Here is a 17151-nt window from a genome sequence, read left to right on the forward strand (position 1 = left end):
AAAAAGGGGGGCCTTCTATGAAGTTCGCAAAGACACTGGCCGTTGCAGCGGTGGCACTGTCGTCGGGGATCGCTTCCACACCGGTGCAAGCGCAGGAGCGTTATTTGGCGGAAGTCATCCTCGTGGGGCAGAACTTCTGTCCGGGAGGCACGCTCCTTGCTGACGGAAAGTTGCTTCCGATTGCGCAGAATACAGCGCTCTTTTCCCTGCTCGGCACAACCTATGGTGGCGACGGACGCACCACCTTCGCCCTGCCCGATCTGCGCAGCGATGCACCAGCTGGCATGCGGTATTGCGTGGTGACCCAAGGGATCTATCCCAGCCGTAGCTAAGCCGTTTCCCTTGCGGGGAGAACCGCGCTCGCTTAAGCGGCGCGGCTTATGGCACAGCCCCCCATCCTCAGCCTTGAAGGCATGGCTCTCCAGCAGGGGGGCAAATGGCTTTTCGGCGGGCCCGATCACGAGCCGCTCGACCTGCATATCGGTCCGCGCGACAGGCTCGCGCTGATCGGCCGCAACGGTGTGGGCAAGACCACGCTGTTCCGCATGATTGATGGGCAGGTCGAAACCGATGCCGGCACGCGCAAGGTCAAGCCGCATGCGCGTATCGTTCTGTTGCAACAGGACCCCGACCTCTCCGGCCACGAGACGCTCATGGAATGGGCGCTCGACGGCGAACATGCGCCGCAGGAGCACGAAGTCGAGGCCATCGCAGGCCAGCTTGGCATCGACATGAGCCGCCAGACGAAGGGCGCGAGCGGGGGCGAGAAGCGCCGCGCCGCAATTGCTCGCGCGCTGGCGCAGGATCCCGACCTCCTGCTTATGGACGAGCCGACCAACCATCTCGATCTGGGCGCGATCGACTGGCTCGAGAGCTGGCTCGAACGCTATCGCGGCGCTTTCGTGGTCATCAGCCATGACCGTACCTTCCTCAAGCGCCTGACCCGCGCGACGATCTGGCTCGACCGTGGCAATTTGCGCCGCAAGGAAGTCGGCTTCGGTGGTTACGAGGCGTGGGAAGAGCAGGTCTATGCCGAGGAAGCGCGCGCGGCGGAAAAGCTCGATGCCAAGCTCAAGCTCGAGGCGCACTGGCTCGAACGCGGCGTGACCGCGCGGCGCAAGCGCAATCAGGGACGCCTCGAAAAGCTGTGGCAGATGCGCGCGCAGCGTGCCTCGATGATTTCCGCTGGCGGCACCGCAAAGCTCAAGCTGGCGACCGAGGAGGAGTTCAAGTCCAAGTCGGTTATCGTCGCGGACAAGATCACCAAGTCCTATGGCGACCGCACCATCATCAAGCCCTTCTCGCTGCGCATCCAGCGCGGTGATCGGATCGGTATCGTCGGCGCCAATGGCGCGGGCAAGACGACGCTCCTGAAGATGCTCACCGGCGAGCTCGAACCCGACAGTGGAACGGTGGAGATCGCCAAGACGCTGACCGGCGTCATGATCGACCAGCAGCGCCAGCTGCTCACCGCCGACAAGACCGTGCGGCAGGTGCTGGCCGAAGGCGGCGACTGGATCGACGTGCGAGGCAACCGCAAGCATGTGCAGGCGTACCTCAAGGACTTCCTGTTCGACCCGAAGATAGTCGACATGAAGGTCGCGGTGCTCTCGGGTGGCGAGCGTTCGCGCCTGTTGCTGGCGCGCGAATTCGCCAAGGCTTCGAATCTCCTCGTGCTCGACGAGCCGACCAACGATCTCGACCTCGAAACGCTCGACCTGCTACAGGAAGTCATCGCCGACTACGAAGGCACCGTGCTGATCGTCAGCCATGACCGTGACTTCCTCGATCGCACCGTCACCATCACGCTCGGCCTCGACGGTACGGGCAAGGTCGACGTGGTCGCTGGCGGTTACGAGGACTGGGAGAAGAAGCGCCAGAAACCGGTCGTCGGCAAGACGAAGGCCGAGAAGCAGGCCGACAAGCCCGCGCCGGCCCCTGCCGCGTCCAAGCCGACCAAGCTCTCCTACAAGGACCAGCGCGATTACGAGCTGCTCCCTGCACGTATCGAGGAACTGGAAGCGGCCATCACACGCGGCGAGGCAATTCTTGCCGATCCCGATCTCTACACCTCCGACCCGCAGAAGTTCGCCAATGTCTCGAAGGGCATCGAGAATGCGCGGACCGAAAAGGATGCAGCTGAGGAACGCTGGCTGATGCTGGCCGAGCAGGTGGAGGCGCTTTGACGCACGAGCGGCTCGCCGAAGAAATCGCGGGCTGCCGCACCTGCGCCGCCCACCTGCCCCACGGGGTCCGTCCGGTCACCAGCTTCTCCCACACCGCACGCTTGCTGATCATCGGACAGGCCCCGGGTTCGAAGGTCCATGAGACCGGTATCCCGTGGGACGACAAGAGCGGCGACCGGCTTCGTGAATGGACCGGCCTCTCCAAGGAGCAGATGTACGATCCCGCGCGCGTCGCACTAGTGCCGATGGGGTTCTGCTATCCCGGCAAGGCGAGCGGCGGCGATAAGCCCCCGCGGCCCGAATGCGCGCCGCAATGGCATGACCGGATACTCGACATCCTGCCCGAGGAGCGGCTGACGCTGCTCGTCGGCACCTATGCGCAGGCGCACTACCTTCCCGACGCCCGCAAGCTTTCGATGACCGAGCGTGTGCGCGCCTTTCGCGAATACCTTCCGCGTTTCCTGCCGCTGCCCCACCCGGCATGGCGCAGCGCGATCTGGATGAAGCAGAACCCCTGGTTCGAGGCTGAGGTACTTCCCGTCCTGCGCGAGGCGGTTGTTCGACATATCTAGGATTGCCGCCCGCGTAGTCCCACAGGCTGGAACACATGGAACACGGTCCTGTGGGGTAATTACTCCTTCTTGTCTTCCACTCTCGTCTTCTTGCCGAAGAATGATGCGTCAGGCCTGATACCCAATATTCTGCGTTCGCCATCCGGACCAATAGAATCAAAGAATGCGATCCAGACCATCAGGACACCGACACCAATGAAAGCCAACCATCGATCGTCTCCGAGGAAAATCAGACCGAGGAAAAGTAGCCCACTCAGGCCCGAATATATCCGATACCGGGTTGTGCCTTCGAGACCGAATTTCCTGATACCTGCCATGCTTTTCTCCTACGTGATCCGGTAGAAATCCGCCACCCGATCGAGTGCCAGTTTCAGCACGAGCTTGCCGCTGCGTGTCGGCCAGCCCAATCCTCTCTCCGCATCCGGCAGCCCCTCACAGGCACAAACGACCCGCCAGAGGATGTCCTTCAGCCCTGCACCCGCTTCGAGCATCGCGCCGTCGAAACGCGCCTTTGCCGCGAGCTGGCGTTCCGATGGCGTCAAGCCGTCACCCCCACCCCCACCATCCACGCGCACCGGGTCCCAGCGCATCGTGACCGAAGGCGACAATTGCGCGCGTTCGTAATCGGCCCGCAGCCGCTCTCCTGCATCGAACTGGCGATCATCGAGGTGTCCACGCGAATGCAGCCAGGTCAGGGGGCTCTCGCCAAGGTTCATCGTGACACTTCGCGTCCTGCGCGTCGGCGAACCCGCCCGTCGCGGTCCGACTTCGGTGAGTTCCCGTTCGACCAGTTCCCTGCGCATAGTGCCGTCTCCTCGCTGTCTGTGGACGACAGGCTTGCAAACATCCGGTTAGTGTAGGAAAGAGAAAACACCGATTTGGTTAGAGGGATTTGGCAGTGTCATGATCAACCGCATTCGCGATATCCGCAAGCAGAAGGGCATGACGCTGGCCGATCTCGCCGAAGCATGCGTTCCGCCCACGACCCCGCAAACGGTCGGTCGCCTCGAAACGGGCATGCGCAACCTCTCGCTCAAATGGATGGAGCGCATCGGCGCCGCACTGGGCGTCGAACCCGAAGTCCTTGTGCGTTCCGAAAAGGCCGGTCACCCGCAGGTGGTGGCGACGCTAGGCCAGTCAGGGCCCGAAGCATTGAGCGAAACGCGCGACGCAATCCTCGCCACCGACCTCGGCAGCGAGGGTGCTCTGGTGGTCCTCACGATCGACTATCCGCACGGCGAATACCGTCCCGGCGACCAGCTGTGGCTGCGCCAGCTCGCGCCCGAAGATGCGGGCCGCGCGGTCAATCGCGATGTGCTGGTACCCAAGAGCGGCGGGCGCTTCGCCTTCGGCCGCCTGATCGACCGGCAGGGCAACCTCGTCGGGCTGCTTCCGCCGGGTCACGGCGAAAAGCAGCAGGTCGTGGACAACCCTGCCTGGATCGGTGTTGCAGAGATGCTGGTCCGCCGCCTCTAGAGGCAGCGGACAGCAGCAATCAGACTTCGCCGCGCAGCTTCTTTTCCTGCTTGTCGGCGATGGATTCTTCCGGAATGAAACTGTCCGAATTCACACCCATCCACACCAGCAATGGCGAGGCCATGTAGATCGAGGAATAGGTGCCGACGAACAGGCCCCAGGTGATGCCGACCGTCAGGCCGAACAGGCTGGCCGGACCGAAGAACAGCAGCGGCAGGAGCGCGACGAGCAGGGTCAACGAGGTCATCACCGTACGGGCGAGCGTTTCGTTGACCGAGAGGTCGAGCAGCTCGGGCAGTTCCATCTTGCGGTACTTCTTCAGGTTCTCCCGGATACGGTCGTAAACGACGATCGTATCGTTGAGCGAGTAACCGATGATCGCAAGGATCGCAGCGATGATCTGCAGGCTGAATTCGATCTGGAAGAGCGAGAACAGCCCCAGAGTCAGCGAGACGTCGTGGAACAGCGCGAACAATGCGCCCACGCCGAACTGCCACTCGAAACGAATCCAGATGTAGAGCGCGACGGCCAGCATCGCGTAGATCAGTGCCAGCGTGGCGTCGGTGCGGAACTCGCCCGAGACCTTGCCCGACACGTTGTCGTTGCCGTCGATCCGGATGTCCGGATGATTGGCCTGCAAGTCCGCGATCACTGCGGCGGCGGCCGCCTGTGCCGCTTCCTTGTCGCTGGACACTTCGTCCGTCAGGCGAACGCGGATCGAGACCTGGTTGTCCTCGCCAAAGCGCTGGACGACCGGCTCTCCATAGCCAAGTTCGGCAATCTCGGACCTGAGCTGCGCGACCGGTGCCTGCTCGCTCTGTTCGAAGGTTGCGCGCACTTCCAGGCCCCCGGCGAAGTCCACGCCGTAGTTGAGGCCCTTGGTCATCACGAGCGCCCAGCTCGCCGCGATCAGCAGGATGCTGACGACGAAGAAGGGCACGCGCCATTTGAGGAATTTGATGTTGGTGTCGTCGGGGACGAGCTTGAGCAGTTTCATTGTTCGTCCTCTTTAAAGATTAAGGTCCGTGGGCCGCGTCTTGCGCAGCCAACCGGCCACCCACATCCGGGTCAGCGGAACGGCGGTGAAGACCGAGGTGAACAGGCCCACCACGAGCACCACGGCGAAGCCCTTGATCGGGCCGGAGCCGAAGTTGAACAGCAGCACGCCTGCAATGAAGTTGGTGATGTTCGCATCGTAAATGGCGCGGCTGGCTTCCTTGTAGCCATTCTCGACCGCTGCCATCACGCGGCGACCACGCTTGCGCTCCTCGCGGATACGTTCGTTGATCAGCACGTTGGCGTCGACTGCGGCACCGATGGTCAGCACGAAGCCCGCGATACCCGGCAGGGTGAGGGTGGCATTGAGCGCCGCCATGATGCCCAGCAGCATCAGCACGTTGATGACAAGCGCGACGGTCGAATAGATGCCGAAGCGGCCGTAGGTGACGATCATCAAGAGCATGACCAGCAGCGTACCGATGCCCATGGCGAGCATGCCCTGCTTGATCGAATCGGCGCCGAGATCGGGTCCGACCGTGCGTTCCTCGACCACTGCGAGATCGACCGGCAGTGCACCAGAGCGAAGCTGGATGGCGAGGTTGTTCGCGCTCTCCACCGTGAAGCTGCCCGAAATCTGCGACTGCCCGTTGATGATCGGTTCCTGCATGCGCGGGGCCGAAATGACTTCATCGTCCAGGATGATCGCGAACTGGCGGCCCGTGTACTGGGTCGTCATCACGCGGAATTTGTTGCCGCCCTCGGGGTTGAAAGCGATCGAGACGACCGGCTCGTTGGTGCGGCTGTCGAAGCTCTGCTGCGCGCTGGTCAGCGTTTCGCCGCTGATCCCGCCAAGTCGTTCGACGACGACGCCGAAGCCCTGTCCACGCTCGTCCGCGGCATAGGGAACGACTTCACCGCCGGAGACGAAGCCGCGTTCGACCTCTTCCTGCGTTGCCTGGCGCTGGACCAGTTTGAACTCGAGTTGTGCGGTCTTGCCGAGCAGTTCCTTAAGCTGTTCGGGATCCTGCAGGCCCGGGACCTGGACCACGATGCGCGTGTCGCCCTGGCGCAGGATCGTCGGCTCGCGCGTGCCGAGGCCATCGATACGGATACCCACGGTGCGCAGCGCGCCTTCCATCGCTTCGTCGACGGCATTCTCGAGGCCGGCAGCGGTCTGTGTCAGCACGAAGCGCTGACCGTCCACCACCTGCAGGTCCCATTCGCGGACCGGGCCGGTGCCGTTGATCAGGCCTTCGATTTCCGCGCGCGCACGGTCGATATCCGCTGCATCGCTGAGCAGGAAGCTGAGCCGCCCGCCGTCGGTAGAGACGTCGCCGATGCGGATGCGCGGATCGGCACGGCGCATGGCGTTGCGAACGCCTTCTTCCATGTCTTCGAGGCGCGAGGCCTCGACCTGCGCCGGATCGGCTTCGAGGAGAATGTGGCTACCGCCGGCAAGGTCGAGCCCGAGGTTGACCGTCGGGTTCGGCAGCTGTTCGGGCCAGGCCGTATTGGTGAGCGAGAAGATCGAAGGCAGTGCGGCAAGCGCACCGAGCAGGGCGATGCCCCACAGCATTACCTTCTTCCATGTCGGAAATTCGAGCATCGTGGCGGTCTACCCCTTAGCCTTGCTTGAGGGCCGGATCAGTCGTTGGCCGGTTTGGCGGGCTTGGCGTTCAGCACTTCGCCGATGGTCTGCTTTACAGCGCGCACCTTCATGCCCTTGGCCAGTTCCAGTTCGACGAACTGCTCTTCGACCTTGGTGATCTTGCCAACGAGACCACCTGCCGTGACCACCTCGTCACCCCTTTTCAGGCCTTCGACCTTTTCGCGGTGCGCCTTCTGCTGGCGTAGCTGCGGGCGGATCATCAGGAACCAGAAAACCGCGAAAATCGCGATCCAGGGCAGGATCTGCAGCCATACCGGCGGCTGGGCTGCGGCAGTGCCGGCGGCGGCGAGGATATCGAGCATGTGTGGTCGGACCTGTTATAAAGTTCGTGTCTGGTGCGAAAGCGAAGTGGGTGACGCATATGCAGGCTTCAAGCCCTCTTGCGGTCCCCCTTCCACATTGGTGGCGGGCGGTTAGCAGCAATGGATGCAACTCGCAACGAAATGAGCGCCACAAGGCTTGCATCGCCGAAATGCCGAGCCTATAGGGCCGCCTCCACTGGTTTCGGGATGTAGCGCAGCCTGGTAGCGCACCATACTGGGGGTGTGGGGGTCGCTGGTTCGAATCCAGTCATCCCGACCAGTGGTTTTCCCTCAAAATCGAAAAACGTAATCGCCACCGCCTCGTGCGGCGCGCGGGTAGCTGATGTTTAGCCGGGGCTCTGCGAATTCTCGCCGCCACTGGCCGCAATCAGCGCGGTCGCGAAGAAGCCCACGACGAGGCCGATGGCCGTCGAACCGCCGAACGCACCGCCCGAATTGGCAGCAGTGCCGCCGTCGAGATAGGCACCTGCGAGGCAGCCGTTCTCGTCCGACCAGTCGAGCCAGTCTTCCCAGGTGTAGAGATCGCCGTCCGATACCGCGCGATAGCGTTTACCGGCGAATCGCCACGCATCGGGCGAATTGCCTTCGTCGATCCACTCCCGCCATTCTTCGTCGTAGAGGTCGCAGTCCCAGTCCTCGGGCGCCTCGAGCGCACCGGCGCTGTCCGATGCGATCGGCGCAGCATCGGCCTGCGCAATGGCAGTGTTCGCCGCAAGCGATGCTGCAGCGGCCATCAGCGTGATCGGTAGGATTTTGCGCATGGCGTCAGGGTTCCGGCGAAGTGTTCTTCGCGCCTTTCAATACCCGCAATGCGTGAATTTTCAATGACCGTTCGCATGTCCGATTCGAAAATGGATAATCCTCTTTCCTACTTGAACCGATCCGGTGATTTTTTCCAGGCTGACAGGAGAAGAATCATGCCCCTCGTAGAATCGCTCATCGGTCCGATCGCTTCGATCATCGACAAGATCATTCCCGACAAGGAGGCACGCGCGAAAGCCAAGCTGGAACTTCTCGCGCTCGAAGGGACGCACGAGATGAAACAGATCGAAGCGCGCCTCTCGGCCATCGTGGCCGAGGCGAAGTCCGCCGACCCATGGACCAGCCGCGCGCGCCCCAGCTTCCTCTACGTGATGTATGCCATGATCCTCTTCGCCCTTCCGATGGGCGTGCTGGCCGCCTTCTCGCCGCAGGCGGCGCAGGACATCGGCAGCGGTATCACGACTTATCTGAGAGGCCTTCCAGAGGAACTCTACGCGCTCTTCGGCACCGGCTACCTCGGCTACACCGCCGCACGGCAGTGGGGAAAGGTGAAAGGGGTGGAGCAGTAAACGCGATCAGGACGTTTGGTTGTGGGCGGAATGCGGAAGCGCGCTCAACCTCCGTTGGAAAAGCTAGACACTAAAATCTGAAGCTTCTCCAAATCTGGTTCACGACGCAATTCGCAGATATCGCGTGTCACGTAGGTTCGCTCAGTCTGACTGAGATGTTCGAACACAAAAACCGGTGGGTGCATGCAAATACTGATGTAACTTGCTCCCGCATCGTCATTCACAACGTGAAGGTCGGCTTCTCGCTTGAGTGTTCCTAGGCGAGCCGCATCGAGAGCATCGACAAAATCCTGAGCTTCGTTAGAAGAAAGCTCTCGGGTCCATTGCTCGGCAATGTCACCAGGCTCGTAGCCACCAGCCCCATCAAGTTGTGTGTAAGTCAACGACATTCCGCCTGAACCAGTTGCATCAATCCTGTAGATTGAAGCTGGTGAATTATTCGGCAGGATGAGCAGGCGGAAGCGGTTGGAAAAGGGGGCGAGATCTTCCTCGCTTGCGAGCACTGGCTCAGATGCGGCCGCAAGCTGGTGCCCAAACCAATTCTCATAAAAACGGGGGTCAGTTTCATTGTTTGACCAACCTGTGTCTGGAACGTAATCAATGGACGTGCACGAGCTGAGTAAGAGCGCACCAAATAGGATGTCCAAGCGAACCAGCTTCTTTTTGATCATCAAAGCACCCTAGCAACTCGCGAAACGTCCGCAATCGGATCGTTAGCCTACAGGCCGCTTCTCAGGTCCGCGAACACTCGCTAACGCATTTCCCATGACCGACACCGTCTTCGTCCTCAACGGCCCCAACCTCAACCTGCTCGGCACGCGCGAGCCGGAGATTTACGGCAGCGCGACGCTCGCCGATATCGAAGCGGACCTTCGCGGGCAGGCCGACGGCCTCGGTCTGGCGATCGACTTTCGCCAGACAAATCACGAAGGCGTGCTGGTCGACTGGTTGCACGAGGCTCAGCACAAAGGTGCAAAGGCAGTCCTGCTCAATGCAGCGGCCTATACCCACACCTCGATCGCGCTGCTCGATGCGATAAAAGCGATCACGGTTCCGGTCATCGAAGTCCACCTGTCCGATCCCTCGACGCGCGAGGAATTCCGCCATATCTCCTATGTCGGCATGGCGGCCGCCGATTGCGTGCAGGGCCTGGGTGCGCGCAGCTATTCCGTAGCGTTGGATAAGGCCGCGGCTCTCTAAAAGCGCCCCCTCCCCCCTTGTCTTGGCGCGCTAGCCAGAGCATAGGCGCGTGCAATAACTGACAAGGGACCATTCATGGCCGAACGTAAAGGTAGCGCCGGTAAATCCGGTATGAACGTCGACACCTCGCTCGTGCGCGAGCTGGCAGAGATGCTTGGCGACACCGGGCTAACCGAAATCGAAGTCGAGGACGGCGACCGCAAGATCCGCGTTTCGCGCGGCGGCGGCGTGGCAATGGCCGCTGCGCCTGCACCGATGGCAGCACCCGCCCCGGCAGCTGCAGCCCCGGCAGCAGCGCCCGCAGCAGAAAGCGCCCCGGCAGTGGCCGATACCGCAGGTGCCATCAAGTCGCCCATGGTCGGCACGGTCTACCTCGCTCCCGAACCAGGCGCGTCGGACTTCGTGAAGGTGGGTGACAGCGTCAAGGAAGGCCAGACCCTCCTGATCGTGGAAGCCATGAAGGTGATGAACCCGATCGCTGCCGACAAGGCAGGTACGGTGAAATCGATCCTCGTCGAGAACGCCCAGCCGGTCGAATTCGACCAGCCGCTCGTCGTCATCGGGTAAGCCATGACGATTTCGCGTATCCTCATCGCCAATCGCGGCGAAATCGCGCTGCGCATTCACCGCGCAGCTCATGAAATGGGCATCGAGACGGTCGCGGTGCATTCCACCGCCGACGCCGACGCGATGCACGTTCGCCTCGCCGACCATGCCGTCTGCATCGGCCCGCCGGCTGCGGCCGACAGCTATCTCAATATCGCCAATATCATCTCTGCCGCAGAGGTGAGCCACGCCGATGCGATCCACCCGGGCTATGGCTTCCTGTCGGAGAACGCCAAGTTCGCCGAAATCGTGGAAGCGCACGACATCAAGTGGATCGGCCCCAAGCCCGAACATATCCGCACGATGGGCGATAAGGTCGAAGCCAAGCGGACCGCGGGCGCGCTCGGCCTCCCGCTGGTGCCGGGCAGTGATGGCGCTGTCTCGGAAGTGTCCGAAGCGCGTAAGATCGCGGACGAAATCGGTTATCCGGTCATCATCAAGGCCGCTTCGGGCGGCGGCGGCCGCGGCATGAAGGTCTGCGAAAGCGAAGACCAGCTCGAAACGCTGATGAAGCAGGCCGGCAGCGAGGCGAAGGCCGCCTTCGGCGACGCCACCGTCTATATCGAGAAATATCTCGGCGATCCGCGCCACATCGAATTCCAGGTTTTCGGCGACGGCAATGGCAATGCCATCCACCTCGGCGAACGGGACTGTTCGCTCCAGCGCCGCCACCAGAAGGTGCTCGAAGAAGCCCCCTCCCCCGTGCTGGGCGAGGAAGACCGCATGCGCATGGGCGAAATCTGCGCGCAGGCGATGCGTGACATGGCCTATCGCGGCGCTGGCACGATCGAGTTCCTGTGGGAAAACGGCGAGTTCTACTTCATCGAAATGAACACCCGCCTGCAGGTCGAACATCCGGTCACCGAAGCTATTACCGGCGTCGACCTGGTGCGCGAACAGATCCGTATTGCGGCAGGCAAGCCGCTGTCGGTCGCGCAGGAAGATATCGAGTTCAAGGGCCACGCGATCGAGTGCCGCATCAATGCGGAAGACCCGTTCACCTTCGCACCCAGCCCGGGCAAGATCACCCATTACCACCCGGCGGGCGGCATGCATGTGCGCGTCGATAGCGGGCTTTACGCCGGCTATTCGATCCCGCCCTATTACGACAGCATGATCGCCAAGCTGATCGTCTACGGCCGCAACCGCGAAGGCTGCATGATGCGCCTGAAGCGCGCGCTGGAGGAAATGGTGGTCGAAGGCGTGAAAACCTCGATCCCGCTCCACCAAGCGCTGCTGGAGCAGCCGGACGTGCAGAGCGGCGACTACTCGATCAAGTGGCTCGAAGAGTGGCTGAAGACGCGCGAGGATTGAGGTCGGAAGACGGGTGGCTGGCGGTCATTCGGTCAGAAGGTAGGATTGACCGCTAAAGACCCAACAGTGGTCCTGGATATGAAGCTTGAGGATAATCGGCGTCTCCATTCGCCCGAGCGAGTGGTGGTCTTTCCGAGGCCCGCTTCATACGGGTAACTACGTGTAACAGGTGCGATAAAAATTTTCCTCCTGATCCGCGATCATGTGCGGATGACGAGGAATATCTTCAAATTCACTCTTGCAATTTTCTTGGTTCCCCTTGCCGCGGCAGAGGGGAAGGTGAGCATTGCTCAGCCCACCAAAGCCGAACTTGCACACATGTCATTCGCTCCGGTCGGCGAACTTTCCTGCTCCAAGGGACTTTCTACGCAGGTGCTTCAAGGCACTGTTGTCGGAAGGAGAGACACCCTCCTGACAGTTGCCCATGTTCTGGACGGAAATACGCCAGAGCGTGGTACGTGGCTCAAGGGATGCATTTTCAGGCTGTTCGACAGGGACGGTCGAATACGTTTTGCATCACGTGTTAGCGTTGCCAGCCGACCTTCGGAATCACTACGTTGGAGCTACGCGCTTGATTGGGCAATTCTACGATTGGAGAAAAATGCTCTTGTCGAGCCCGCACAAGTCGCTGATTTGCATTCAGCTTTGGAATCCGGGCACCACTCGTTGGCATATTTTTCCCGGAATAGGGGCAGGCGATTTCTGCAGATTGCTAGCCGCTGTTCAGTACGTACGATCCGTCCGCGATCAATAGTGCTCAAACATGATTGCCCGAGCTGGAAAGGCACAAGTGGTTCACCCCTCCTCGCGAGGACCCGCGATGGTTATAGGGTCTTCGGCATCCAAGCAAAGGTTGGTGGGTATGCTGTCGGAATTGCGGGATGGCCCCTAGAGGAACTGCGTAAAGCAACTGCAGTCGGTAAAGGGGACACAGACGGCGCCCTCTTCCCAACCAAGATCTGAAATGCGCCCGGGATTCAATCGAACTCGAATCCGGCCGCCTTCGCTTCGGCAATAACCTCTGCGCCGGTCTGGCGCGGGTGATCACCCCTGAGCTGACACCAGTCCGCGCTCTCGTCGACGAAAATCTCTTTCTCGATGGCGAGACCCGATGCCTCGTCGAACAGGCCGGCTGAAAAGCTACGGTTGCCCGTTGGCTTGAAGCGCCACCAAATGTTGGTCCCGCATTTCGAGCAGAAAGCACGTTCGCCCCAATCGCTGGACGCATAGGCCGTAATCGCGTCTTCGCCCGAAATGGCAAAGCTTTCTCCGGCGAGCGCAGCGTAGAATGCGCCGCCCCAACGACGGCACATAGTGCATTGGCAGATTTCCACCTCGTTCTTCGCGCCGGTCAGTTCGATCCCGACCGCGCCGCAGAGGCAGTGCCCCTTCATCGTCTCGCTCAAAGCGGGACGCCCGGCTCGTTCTTGCTGGTTCGGATAGTCAGCGAGGTCTTCACGCTGGCCACATTGGGCGCGGGCGTGAGCTTGCTGGTCAGGAATTCCTGGAAACTCTGCAAATCGCGGCTGACGATCTTGATGATGAAATCGATCTCGCCATTAAGCATGTGCACTTCGCGCACTTCGGGAAGGTCGCGCATCGCGTCTTCGAATTCGCGCAGCGCGTCTTCTGCCTGGCTCTTGAGGCTGACCATGGCGAAGACGGTAATCGAGAAGCCCAGCTTCGACGGATCGAGCTCTGCGTGATAGCCGCGGATGACGCCTTCTTCCTCGAGCGCGCGCACGCGGCGCAGGCACGGAGGAGCAGTCAGCCCGACGCGATGCGCCAGCTCGACATTGGTGATCCTGCCTTCGTCCTGCAATTCGCCGAGCAGGCGACGATCGATATCGTCGAGATTGGCCATCGTTGTGTCTTCCTCAAAAGCGCGTGCGATCACGCGATGGGCCAAGGCTTGCGGTGCGCACATATGAAATGTTGAAAAGGCGCAACCAACCGATTGGCTAACATTATTATGTTTGCCAGCAATTGTCCCACATTGCAACGCAGCAGAATCCAGTGATGGTCAATGCGCATTTAACCATGCTCATTGTCCAAGGGTGAATGTGCCTGTGGCATGCCCGATTCTGCGAATTTCCGCCCTTGAAGGACCAATTACGAATGCACTTCGACGACCGCCTCGCCACGGTGCTGCGCATCCGCGCAGCCAGCGAGCGTGCCGCGAAGACACAGTTCCGCCAGTTGATCGACCTTTTGGGAGAGCGTCCGCAGGCCGGCGACAAGGCGCTGAAAGCGGCTTCCTACCTTCGCCTGATCGCGCTGGGCGAGATGATTTCGGTCGCCGACAGGGCGAAGATGGTCGGCGAAAGCGGCTGGCGTTTCCGCAATCCCGAACTGGTGAAATGGTTCGGCGAAGCGCATCCGCAGATTGCCGCAGCCGCGCTGTACCGCGCGCAGCTGACCGCGGCGGAATGGGAAGAGATCATTCCCAAGCTGCCGATCCGGGCGCGCGGCTTCCTGCGCCACCGCAAGGACCTGCCGGTAGAGGCGGAACGCATTCTCGACCGCCTGGGCGTGAGCGACCGCGCCCTGCCCGAACCCGAACCGTTCGAGCTGATCGACGAAATCTCGCCGCCCGAACCGGAGGCAGAAACACCCGAACCTGCGGGCGAACCCGCCGTAGAGGTCGGACCTGCCGAGCCAACACCGCGCCCTGCGCCCGGCAAGGACGATGTGCGCGCGCTGGTCGACCGGATCGAGACCTTCCGCAAGACCCGCAGCGGCGAGGCGGCACGGACCGAGGCACCACGGCTGCCGCTTGGCGAAGCGGTCGACGAGGAAGCGAAAGAGCCGCTCGGCCATTTCCTCTTCGCCGCCGATTCGGAAGGCCGCGTGAACTGGGCTGAAGATCGCATCGCATCGATGGTGGTCGGCATCGATCTCGCCGCACTGGGCTCGGACACGATCGCAGCGGCCATCCAGCGCCGCCAGCCGCTCGACGCTTCGCGCGTAACCCTGCGCGGGGCGACACGGATCGAGGGCGACTGGATCGTCGATGCCGCACCGCGCTTTACCCGCGGCGAAGGCCGGTTCTTCGGCTATGTCGGCCGCTTCCGCCGCGTGGTGAGCGACGAGGCCGACCGGCGCGAAGCGGAAGCAGACCGCCTGCGCCAGCTGCTTCACGAACTGCGCACTCCGGTGAACGCGATGCAAGGCTATGCCGAGATCATCCAGCAGCAGATGATCGGCCCCGTCCCGCATGAGTACCGGTCTCTCGCCGCGACCATTGCCGGAGATTCCGCGCATATTCTCGCCGGCTTCGACGAACTAGACCGGTTGGCAAAGCTCGAAGTGGGCGCGCTCGACCTAGAAAGCGGCGAGGCAGATTTCGCAGCCATCGTGCGCAAGCAGGTGAGCCAGCTCCAGACCGTCCTCAGCCCCCGCGTCGCGCGCTTCGATGCACAACTCGGCGAAGGCCGCGCACCGCTCGCCCTCGCCCAGTCTGAGGCTGAAATGCTGTGCTGGCGCCTGCTCGCCACGATTGCGGGCGCGGTCGCTGCCGGCGAAACCGTGGCGCTCCAGCTGGTGACGGAAGGCGACCAGGTCGAACTCGCCGCGAGCCTTCCCGCATCCCTGCGCGAGGCGGAGAACATTTTCGCAGTCGAAACCCGCCCTGCTGGAGGCGCGCTCAGTGCGGGCATCTTCGGCGCGGGCTTCTCGCTGCGTCTTGCCCGGGCCGAGGCCCGGGTAGCAGGAGGAGAACTCGTGCGCGTGGGTGACCGGTTGGTCCTCTCCCTGCCGCTACTCACCGCCCAGGACACCACTTTCAGCCCGGAAAATGCATCAGGCTGAGCAATGCGGCATCTCGCCGCTTGCCCTCGCGCCATGGCGAGGCTAGGCGGCAGCTTCGCCGGACGGATGGCGGGGGCCCGTAGCTCAGTTGGTTAGAGCTGGCCGCTCATAACGGCTAGGTCGCGGGTTCGAGTCCTGCCGGGCCTACCAACCGTCGGGTCCGGTGATATATCGACGTCAAGTCGGGGAGTGGCGCAGCCTGGTAGCGCACCTGTTTTGGGTACAGGGGGTCGCTGGTTCGAATCCAGTCTCCCCGACCACGTCGATATTAGTGTGAGGAGCAAGACCTGACCTCCACGGCCAATCCCGCAGCGATCGACAAGCGCGCAATCTGGGCGATTGCGCTGCCCGCCATGGTGACCAATGTCGCCACGGCCATGATCGGCATCGGCGACATGTGGATAGTAGGCCAGCTTGGCGACGCGCCGACGCAGGGCGCGGTCGACGTGGGCGCGAGACTGTTCGCCGTCCTGTTCACCGTGATGAATTTCCTCAAGACCGGCACCACTGGGCTGGTCGCGCAGGCCGGTACACGGAGTGGCATGTCGGAGCAGGCTGCCGTGCTGCTGCGCGGATTGCTGGTTGGCCTCGCAATCGCCGCCCTGCTCATCCTTGCCAAGCCGCTCCTGCTGCCGCTGCTGCTCGATGCACTTGGTGCCGAGGGCGACGTACGCAGCGCAGCAGGTATCTACGCCGATATCCGCTACTGGAGCGCGCCCGCCGTCATGGCGAACTTCGCCGCCATCGGCTTCCTCGTCGGCCAGCGCCGTATGAAGACCGTATTGGTACTGGAAGTGGCCTACAACCTCCTCAATGTCGGGCTCGGCCTGTGGTTCGTCCTGGGCCTCGACTGGGGCATTGCCGGGATCGGCTGGTCGAGCTTCATTGCGGAATATGCCAAGCTTCTTGCCGTGGCGGCGCTGCTGCTGGGCGGCGTTTCCGGCAAGGCGCTGGTGGACCGCGCGCGGCACGGCGGGATTGCCCGCTTCTCCGAATTGCGCCCCTTCCTTTCGGTCAATCGCGACCTGTTCCTGCGCACGGTGATCCTGATGATCGCGCTGGCGGGCCTCACCCGCCTTTCGGCAGAGCGCGGCGCAGTGGTGCTGGCGGCGAACGGGATCATCTACCAGCTGTTCGTCTTTACCGCGCTGCTGCTCGACGGGTTCGAGAACGCCGCGCAGGTCCTCAACGGCGAGCGTGCGGGCGCAGACGATCGCAAGGGCTTTGCCGCCTATGTCCGCGCAATCATGCTGCGCGGGATGGCGACGGCGGGCCTCGTCGCGATCGGCTTTGCCATACTTGCAGACCCGATCCTCGCCAGCTTCGCTGCCACCGATGCCGTGCGCGAAGCTGCGCAGGAGCTTGGCCCATGGCTCATCGTGATCCCCTTCGCAGGCGTGGCAGGTTTCGTCTTCGACGGTGTCTTCGTGGGCGCGAGCTGGACCCGTGCCCTGCTGCTGACGATGCTCGGTGCTTTTGCGATCTACGCCCTAGCCCTCTGGCTGACGTGGCCGATGGGCAACCATGGGCTATGGCTGTCGTTCACTGTCTTTCTGATTGCCCGCGCCGGACTACAGCTAGCATTCATGCCTCGCCTCTTATCCCGGATGGCGTAACAGGGGGACACATCGCGGCGCCATGCGTTGCATAGCCAAGGAGCCGACT

Annotated in this window: 20 protein-coding genes and 3 tRNA genes; 14 read left to right on the forward strand and 9 right to left on the reverse strand. The window is 62.2% G+C overall.

The window, feature by feature from the left end; all coding sequences use genetic code 11:
• The first annotated feature begins 17 nt into the window (after window positions 1–17).
• From K3136_RS03625 to K3136_RS03635, 3 genes are read left to right on the forward strand one after another with little or no spacing between them, the layout of a single operon-like run.
• The gene (locus tag K3136_RS03625; RefSeq protein ID WP_221431547.1) at window positions 18–332 is read left to right on the forward strand and encodes a phage tail protein; all 315 of its coding nucleotides are present in this window, start codon (window positions 18–20) and stop codon (window positions 330–332) included.
• A gap of 48 nt (window positions 333–380) precedes the next feature.
• The gene (locus K3136_RS03630) at window positions 381–2186 is read left to right on the forward strand and encodes an ABC-F family ATP-binding cassette domain-containing protein (RefSeq protein ID WP_221431548.1); all 1806 of its coding nucleotides are present in this window, start codon (window positions 381–383) and stop codon (window positions 2184–2186) included.
• The gene (locus K3136_RS03635) at window positions 2183–2758 is read left to right on the forward strand and encodes a uracil-DNA glycosylase family protein (protein WP_247711422.1); all 576 of its coding nucleotides are present in this window, start codon (window positions 2183–2185) and stop codon (window positions 2756–2758) included. Before K3136_RS03630 ends, K3136_RS03635 begins: the two co-directional genes overlap by 4 nt.
• A 59-nt stretch (window positions 2759–2817) precedes the next feature.
• Here K3136_RS03635 and K3136_RS03640 read toward each other — a convergent pair whose 3' ends face one another.
• Together K3136_RS03640 and K3136_RS03645 are read right to left on the reverse strand one after the other, a co-directional pair.
• Window positions 2818–3075 carry a hypothetical protein gene (locus tag K3136_RS03640; RefSeq protein ID WP_221431549.1) on the reverse strand — a complete coding sequence of 86 codons (258 nt, stop codon included), beginning with the start codon at window positions 3073–3075 and terminating at the stop codon, window positions 2818–2820.
• A 9-nt stretch (window positions 3076–3084) separates the two neighbouring features.
• Window positions 3085–3561, reverse strand: coding sequence for a DUF6456 domain-containing protein (locus K3136_RS03645; RefSeq protein ID WP_221431550.1), 477 nt, complete (start codon window positions 3559–3561; stop codon window positions 3085–3087).
• 100 nt (window positions 3562–3661) lie between these two features.
• On the opposite strand from K3136_RS03645, the gene K3136_RS03650 reads away from it, so the two are divergent.
• Window positions 3662–4234, forward strand: coding sequence for a helix-turn-helix transcriptional regulator (locus K3136_RS03650; protein ID WP_221431551.1), 573 nt, complete (start codon window positions 3662–3664; stop codon window positions 4232–4234).
• Window positions 4235–4253: 19 nt separating this feature from the next.
• Here K3136_RS03650 and secF read toward each other — a convergent pair whose 3' ends face one another.
• From secF to yajC, 3 genes are read right to left on the reverse strand one after another with little or no spacing between them, the layout of a single operon-like run.
• A complete protein-coding gene (secF, locus tag K3136_RS03655) occupies window positions 4254–5231 on the reverse strand; it encodes a protein translocase subunit SecF (protein ID WP_221431552.1) in 978 nt (325 codons plus the stop codon).
• 12 nt (window positions 5232–5243) lie between these two features.
• Window positions 5244–6839: a protein translocase subunit SecD gene (secD, locus tag K3136_RS03660; RefSeq protein WP_221431553.1), complete on the reverse strand. Its 1596-nt coding sequence runs from the start codon at window positions 6837–6839 to the stop codon at window positions 5244–5246.
• Window positions 6840–6877: 38 nt separating this feature from the next.
• A complete protein-coding gene (gene yajC, locus K3136_RS03665; protein WP_221431554.1) occupies window positions 6878–7204 on the reverse strand; it encodes a preprotein translocase subunit YajC in 327 nt (108 codons plus the stop codon).
• 203 nt (window positions 7205–7407) lie between these two features.
• Between yajC and K3136_RS03670 the strand changes: the two genes are divergently transcribed.
• Window positions 7408–7484, forward strand: a tRNA-Pro gene (locus K3136_RS03670).
• 67 nt (window positions 7485–7551) lie between these two features.
• On the opposite strand, the gene K3136_RS03675 is transcribed toward K3136_RS03670, so the two are convergent.
• Window positions 7552–7986, reverse strand: coding sequence for a hypothetical protein (locus K3136_RS03675; protein WP_221431555.1), 435 nt, complete (start codon window positions 7984–7986; stop codon window positions 7552–7554).
• A gap of 156 nt (window positions 7987–8142) precedes the next feature.
• Here K3136_RS03675 and K3136_RS03680 point away from each other — a divergent pair, with 156 nt between their 5' ends.
• Complete coding sequence (locus K3136_RS03680; RefSeq protein WP_221431556.1) at window positions 8143–8556, forward strand: holin family protein; 414 nt, start codon at window positions 8143–8145, stop codon at window positions 8554–8556.
• Between the two features lie 44 nt (window positions 8557–8600).
• On the opposite strand, the gene K3136_RS03685 is transcribed toward K3136_RS03680, so the two are convergent.
• A complete protein-coding gene (locus tag K3136_RS03685; RefSeq protein WP_221431557.1) occupies window positions 8601–9227 on the reverse strand; it encodes a hypothetical protein in 627 nt (208 codons plus the stop codon).
• 94 nt (window positions 9228–9321) lie between these two features.
• On the opposite strand from K3136_RS03685, the gene K3136_RS03690 reads away from it, so the two are divergent.
• The 4 genes from K3136_RS03690 to K3136_RS14170 all read left to right on the forward strand — a co-directional run bounded on the left by K3136_RS03690 (window position 9322) and on the right by K3136_RS14170 (window position 12639).
• A complete protein-coding gene (locus tag K3136_RS03690) occupies window positions 9322–9756 on the forward strand; it encodes a type II 3-dehydroquinate dehydratase (RefSeq protein WP_221431558.1) in 435 nt (144 codons plus the stop codon).
• 111 nt (window positions 9757–9867) lie between these two features.
• Window positions 9868–10323, forward strand: coding sequence for an acetyl-CoA carboxylase biotin carboxyl carrier protein (gene accB / locus K3136_RS03695; protein WP_221432200.1), 456 nt, complete (start codon window positions 9868–9870; stop codon window positions 10321–10323).
• A 3-nt stretch (window positions 10324–10326) separates the two neighbouring features.
• The gene (gene accC, locus K3136_RS03700) at window positions 10327–11676 is read left to right on the forward strand and encodes an acetyl-CoA carboxylase biotin carboxylase subunit (protein ID WP_221431559.1); all 1350 of its coding nucleotides are present in this window, start codon (window positions 10327–10329) and stop codon (window positions 11674–11676) included.
• 318 nt (window positions 11677–11994) lie between these two features.
• The gene (locus tag K3136_RS14170) at window positions 11995–12639 is read left to right on the forward strand and encodes a trypsin-like serine peptidase (RefSeq protein ID WP_425594366.1); all 645 of its coding nucleotides are present in this window, start codon (window positions 11995–11997) and stop codon (window positions 12637–12639) included.
• 14 nt (window positions 12640–12653) lie between these two features.
• Here K3136_RS14170 and K3136_RS03710 read toward each other — a convergent pair whose 3' ends face one another.
• On the reverse strand, window positions 12654–13082 hold the full coding sequence (locus tag K3136_RS03710; RefSeq protein ID WP_221431561.1) for a GFA family protein: 429 nt from the start codon (window positions 13080–13082) through the stop codon (window positions 12654–12656).
• Window positions 13079–13540: an Lrp/AsnC family transcriptional regulator gene (locus K3136_RS03715; RefSeq protein WP_221432201.1), complete on the reverse strand. Its 462-nt coding sequence runs from the start codon at window positions 13538–13540 to the stop codon at window positions 13079–13081. The genes K3136_RS03710 and K3136_RS03715 overlap by 4 nt, the downstream gene beginning before the upstream one ends.
• A gap of 254 nt (window positions 13541–13794) precedes the next feature.
• On the opposite strand from K3136_RS03715, the gene K3136_RS03720 reads away from it, so the two are divergent.
• From K3136_RS03720 to K3136_RS03735, 4 genes are all read left to right on the forward strand, one after another.
• On the forward strand, window positions 13795–15486 hold the full coding sequence (locus tag K3136_RS03720) for a histidine kinase dimerization/phospho-acceptor domain-containing protein (protein WP_221431562.1): 1692 nt from the start codon (window positions 13795–13797) through the stop codon (window positions 15484–15486).
• Window positions 15487–15559: 73 nt separating this feature from the next.
• Window positions 15560–15636, forward strand: a tRNA-Ile gene (locus K3136_RS03725).
• A 33-nt stretch (window positions 15637–15669) separates the two neighbouring features.
• A tRNA-Pro gene (locus tag K3136_RS03730) sits at window positions 15670–15746 on the forward strand.
• A 93-nt stretch (window positions 15747–15839) separates the two neighbouring features.
• Window positions 15840–17102, forward strand: a complete 1263-nt coding sequence (locus K3136_RS03735; RefSeq protein ID WP_221431563.1) for an MATE family efflux transporter — start codon at window positions 15840–15842, stop codon at window positions 17100–17102.
• Window positions 17103–17151 lie beyond the last annotated feature (49 nt).

The sequence above is a fragment of the Qipengyuania gelatinilytica genome (assembly GCF_019711315.1).
GTDB lineage: Bacteria > Pseudomonadota > Alphaproteobacteria > Sphingomonadales > Sphingomonadaceae > Qipengyuania > Qipengyuania gelatinilytica.

Bases quoted from the DNA above. Each gene is read 5' to 3' on its own strand.
- K3136_RS03625 (WP_221431547.1), top strand. From the start codon at position 18: ATGAAGTTCGCAAAGACACTGGCCGTTGCAGCGGTGGCACTGTCGTCG.
- K3136_RS03630 (WP_221431548.1), top strand. From the start codon at position 381: ATGGCACAGCCCCCCATCCTCAGCCTTGAAGGCATGGCTCTCCAGCAG.
- K3136_RS03640 (WP_221431549.1), bottom strand. From the start codon at position 3,075: ATGGCAGGTATCAGGAAATTCGGTCTCGAAGGCACAACCCGGTATCGG.
- K3136_RS03645 (WP_221431550.1), bottom strand. From the start codon at position 3,561: ATGCGCAGGGAACTGGTCGAACGGGAACTCACCGAAGTCGGACCGCGA.
- K3136_RS03650 (WP_221431551.1), top strand. From the start codon at position 3,662: ATGATCAACCGCATTCGCGATATCCGCAAGCAGAAGGGCATGACGCTG.
- secF (WP_221431552.1), bottom strand. From the start codon at position 5,231: ATGAAACTGCTCAAGCTCGTCCCCGACGACACCAACATCAAATTCCTC.
- secD (WP_221431553.1), bottom strand. From the start codon at position 6,839: ATGCTCGAATTTCCGACATGGAAGAAGGTAATGCTGTGGGGCATCGCC.
- yajC (WP_221431554.1), bottom strand. From the start codon at position 7,204: ATGCTCGATATCCTCGCCGCCGCCGGCACTGCCGCAGCCCAGCCGCCG.
- K3136_RS03675 (WP_221431555.1), bottom strand. From the start codon at position 7,986: ATGCGCAAAATCCTACCGATCACGCTGATGGCCGCTGCAGCATCGCTT.
- K3136_RS03680 (WP_221431556.1), top strand. From the start codon at position 8,143: ATGCCCCTCGTAGAATCGCTCATCGGTCCGATCGCTTCGATCATCGAC.
- K3136_RS03685 (WP_221431557.1), bottom strand. From the start codon at position 9,227: ATGATCAAAAAGAAGCTGGTTCGCTTGGACATCCTATTTGGTGCGCTC.
- K3136_RS03690 (WP_221431558.1), top strand. From the start codon at position 9,322: ATGACCGACACCGTCTTCGTCCTCAACGGCCCCAACCTCAACCTGCTC.
- accB (WP_221432200.1), top strand. From the start codon at position 9,868: ATGAACGTCGACACCTCGCTCGTGCGCGAGCTGGCAGAGATGCTTGGC.
- accC (WP_221431559.1), top strand. From the start codon at position 10,327: ATGACGATTTCGCGTATCCTCATCGCCAATCGCGGCGAAATCGCGCTG.
- K3136_RS14170 (WP_425594366.1), top strand. From the start codon at position 11,995: ATGTCATTCGCTCCGGTCGGCGAACTTTCCTGCTCCAAGGGACTTTCT.
- K3136_RS03715 (WP_221432201.1), bottom strand. From the start codon at position 13,540: ATGGCCAATCTCGACGATATCGATCGTCGCCTGCTCGGCGAATTGCAG.
- K3136_RS03720 (WP_221431562.1), top strand. From the start codon at position 13,795: ATGCACTTCGACGACCGCCTCGCCACGGTGCTGCGCATCCGCGCAGCC.
- K3136_RS03735 (WP_221431563.1), top strand. From the start codon at position 15,840: ATGGTGACCAATGTCGCCACGGCCATGATCGGCATCGGCGACATGTGG.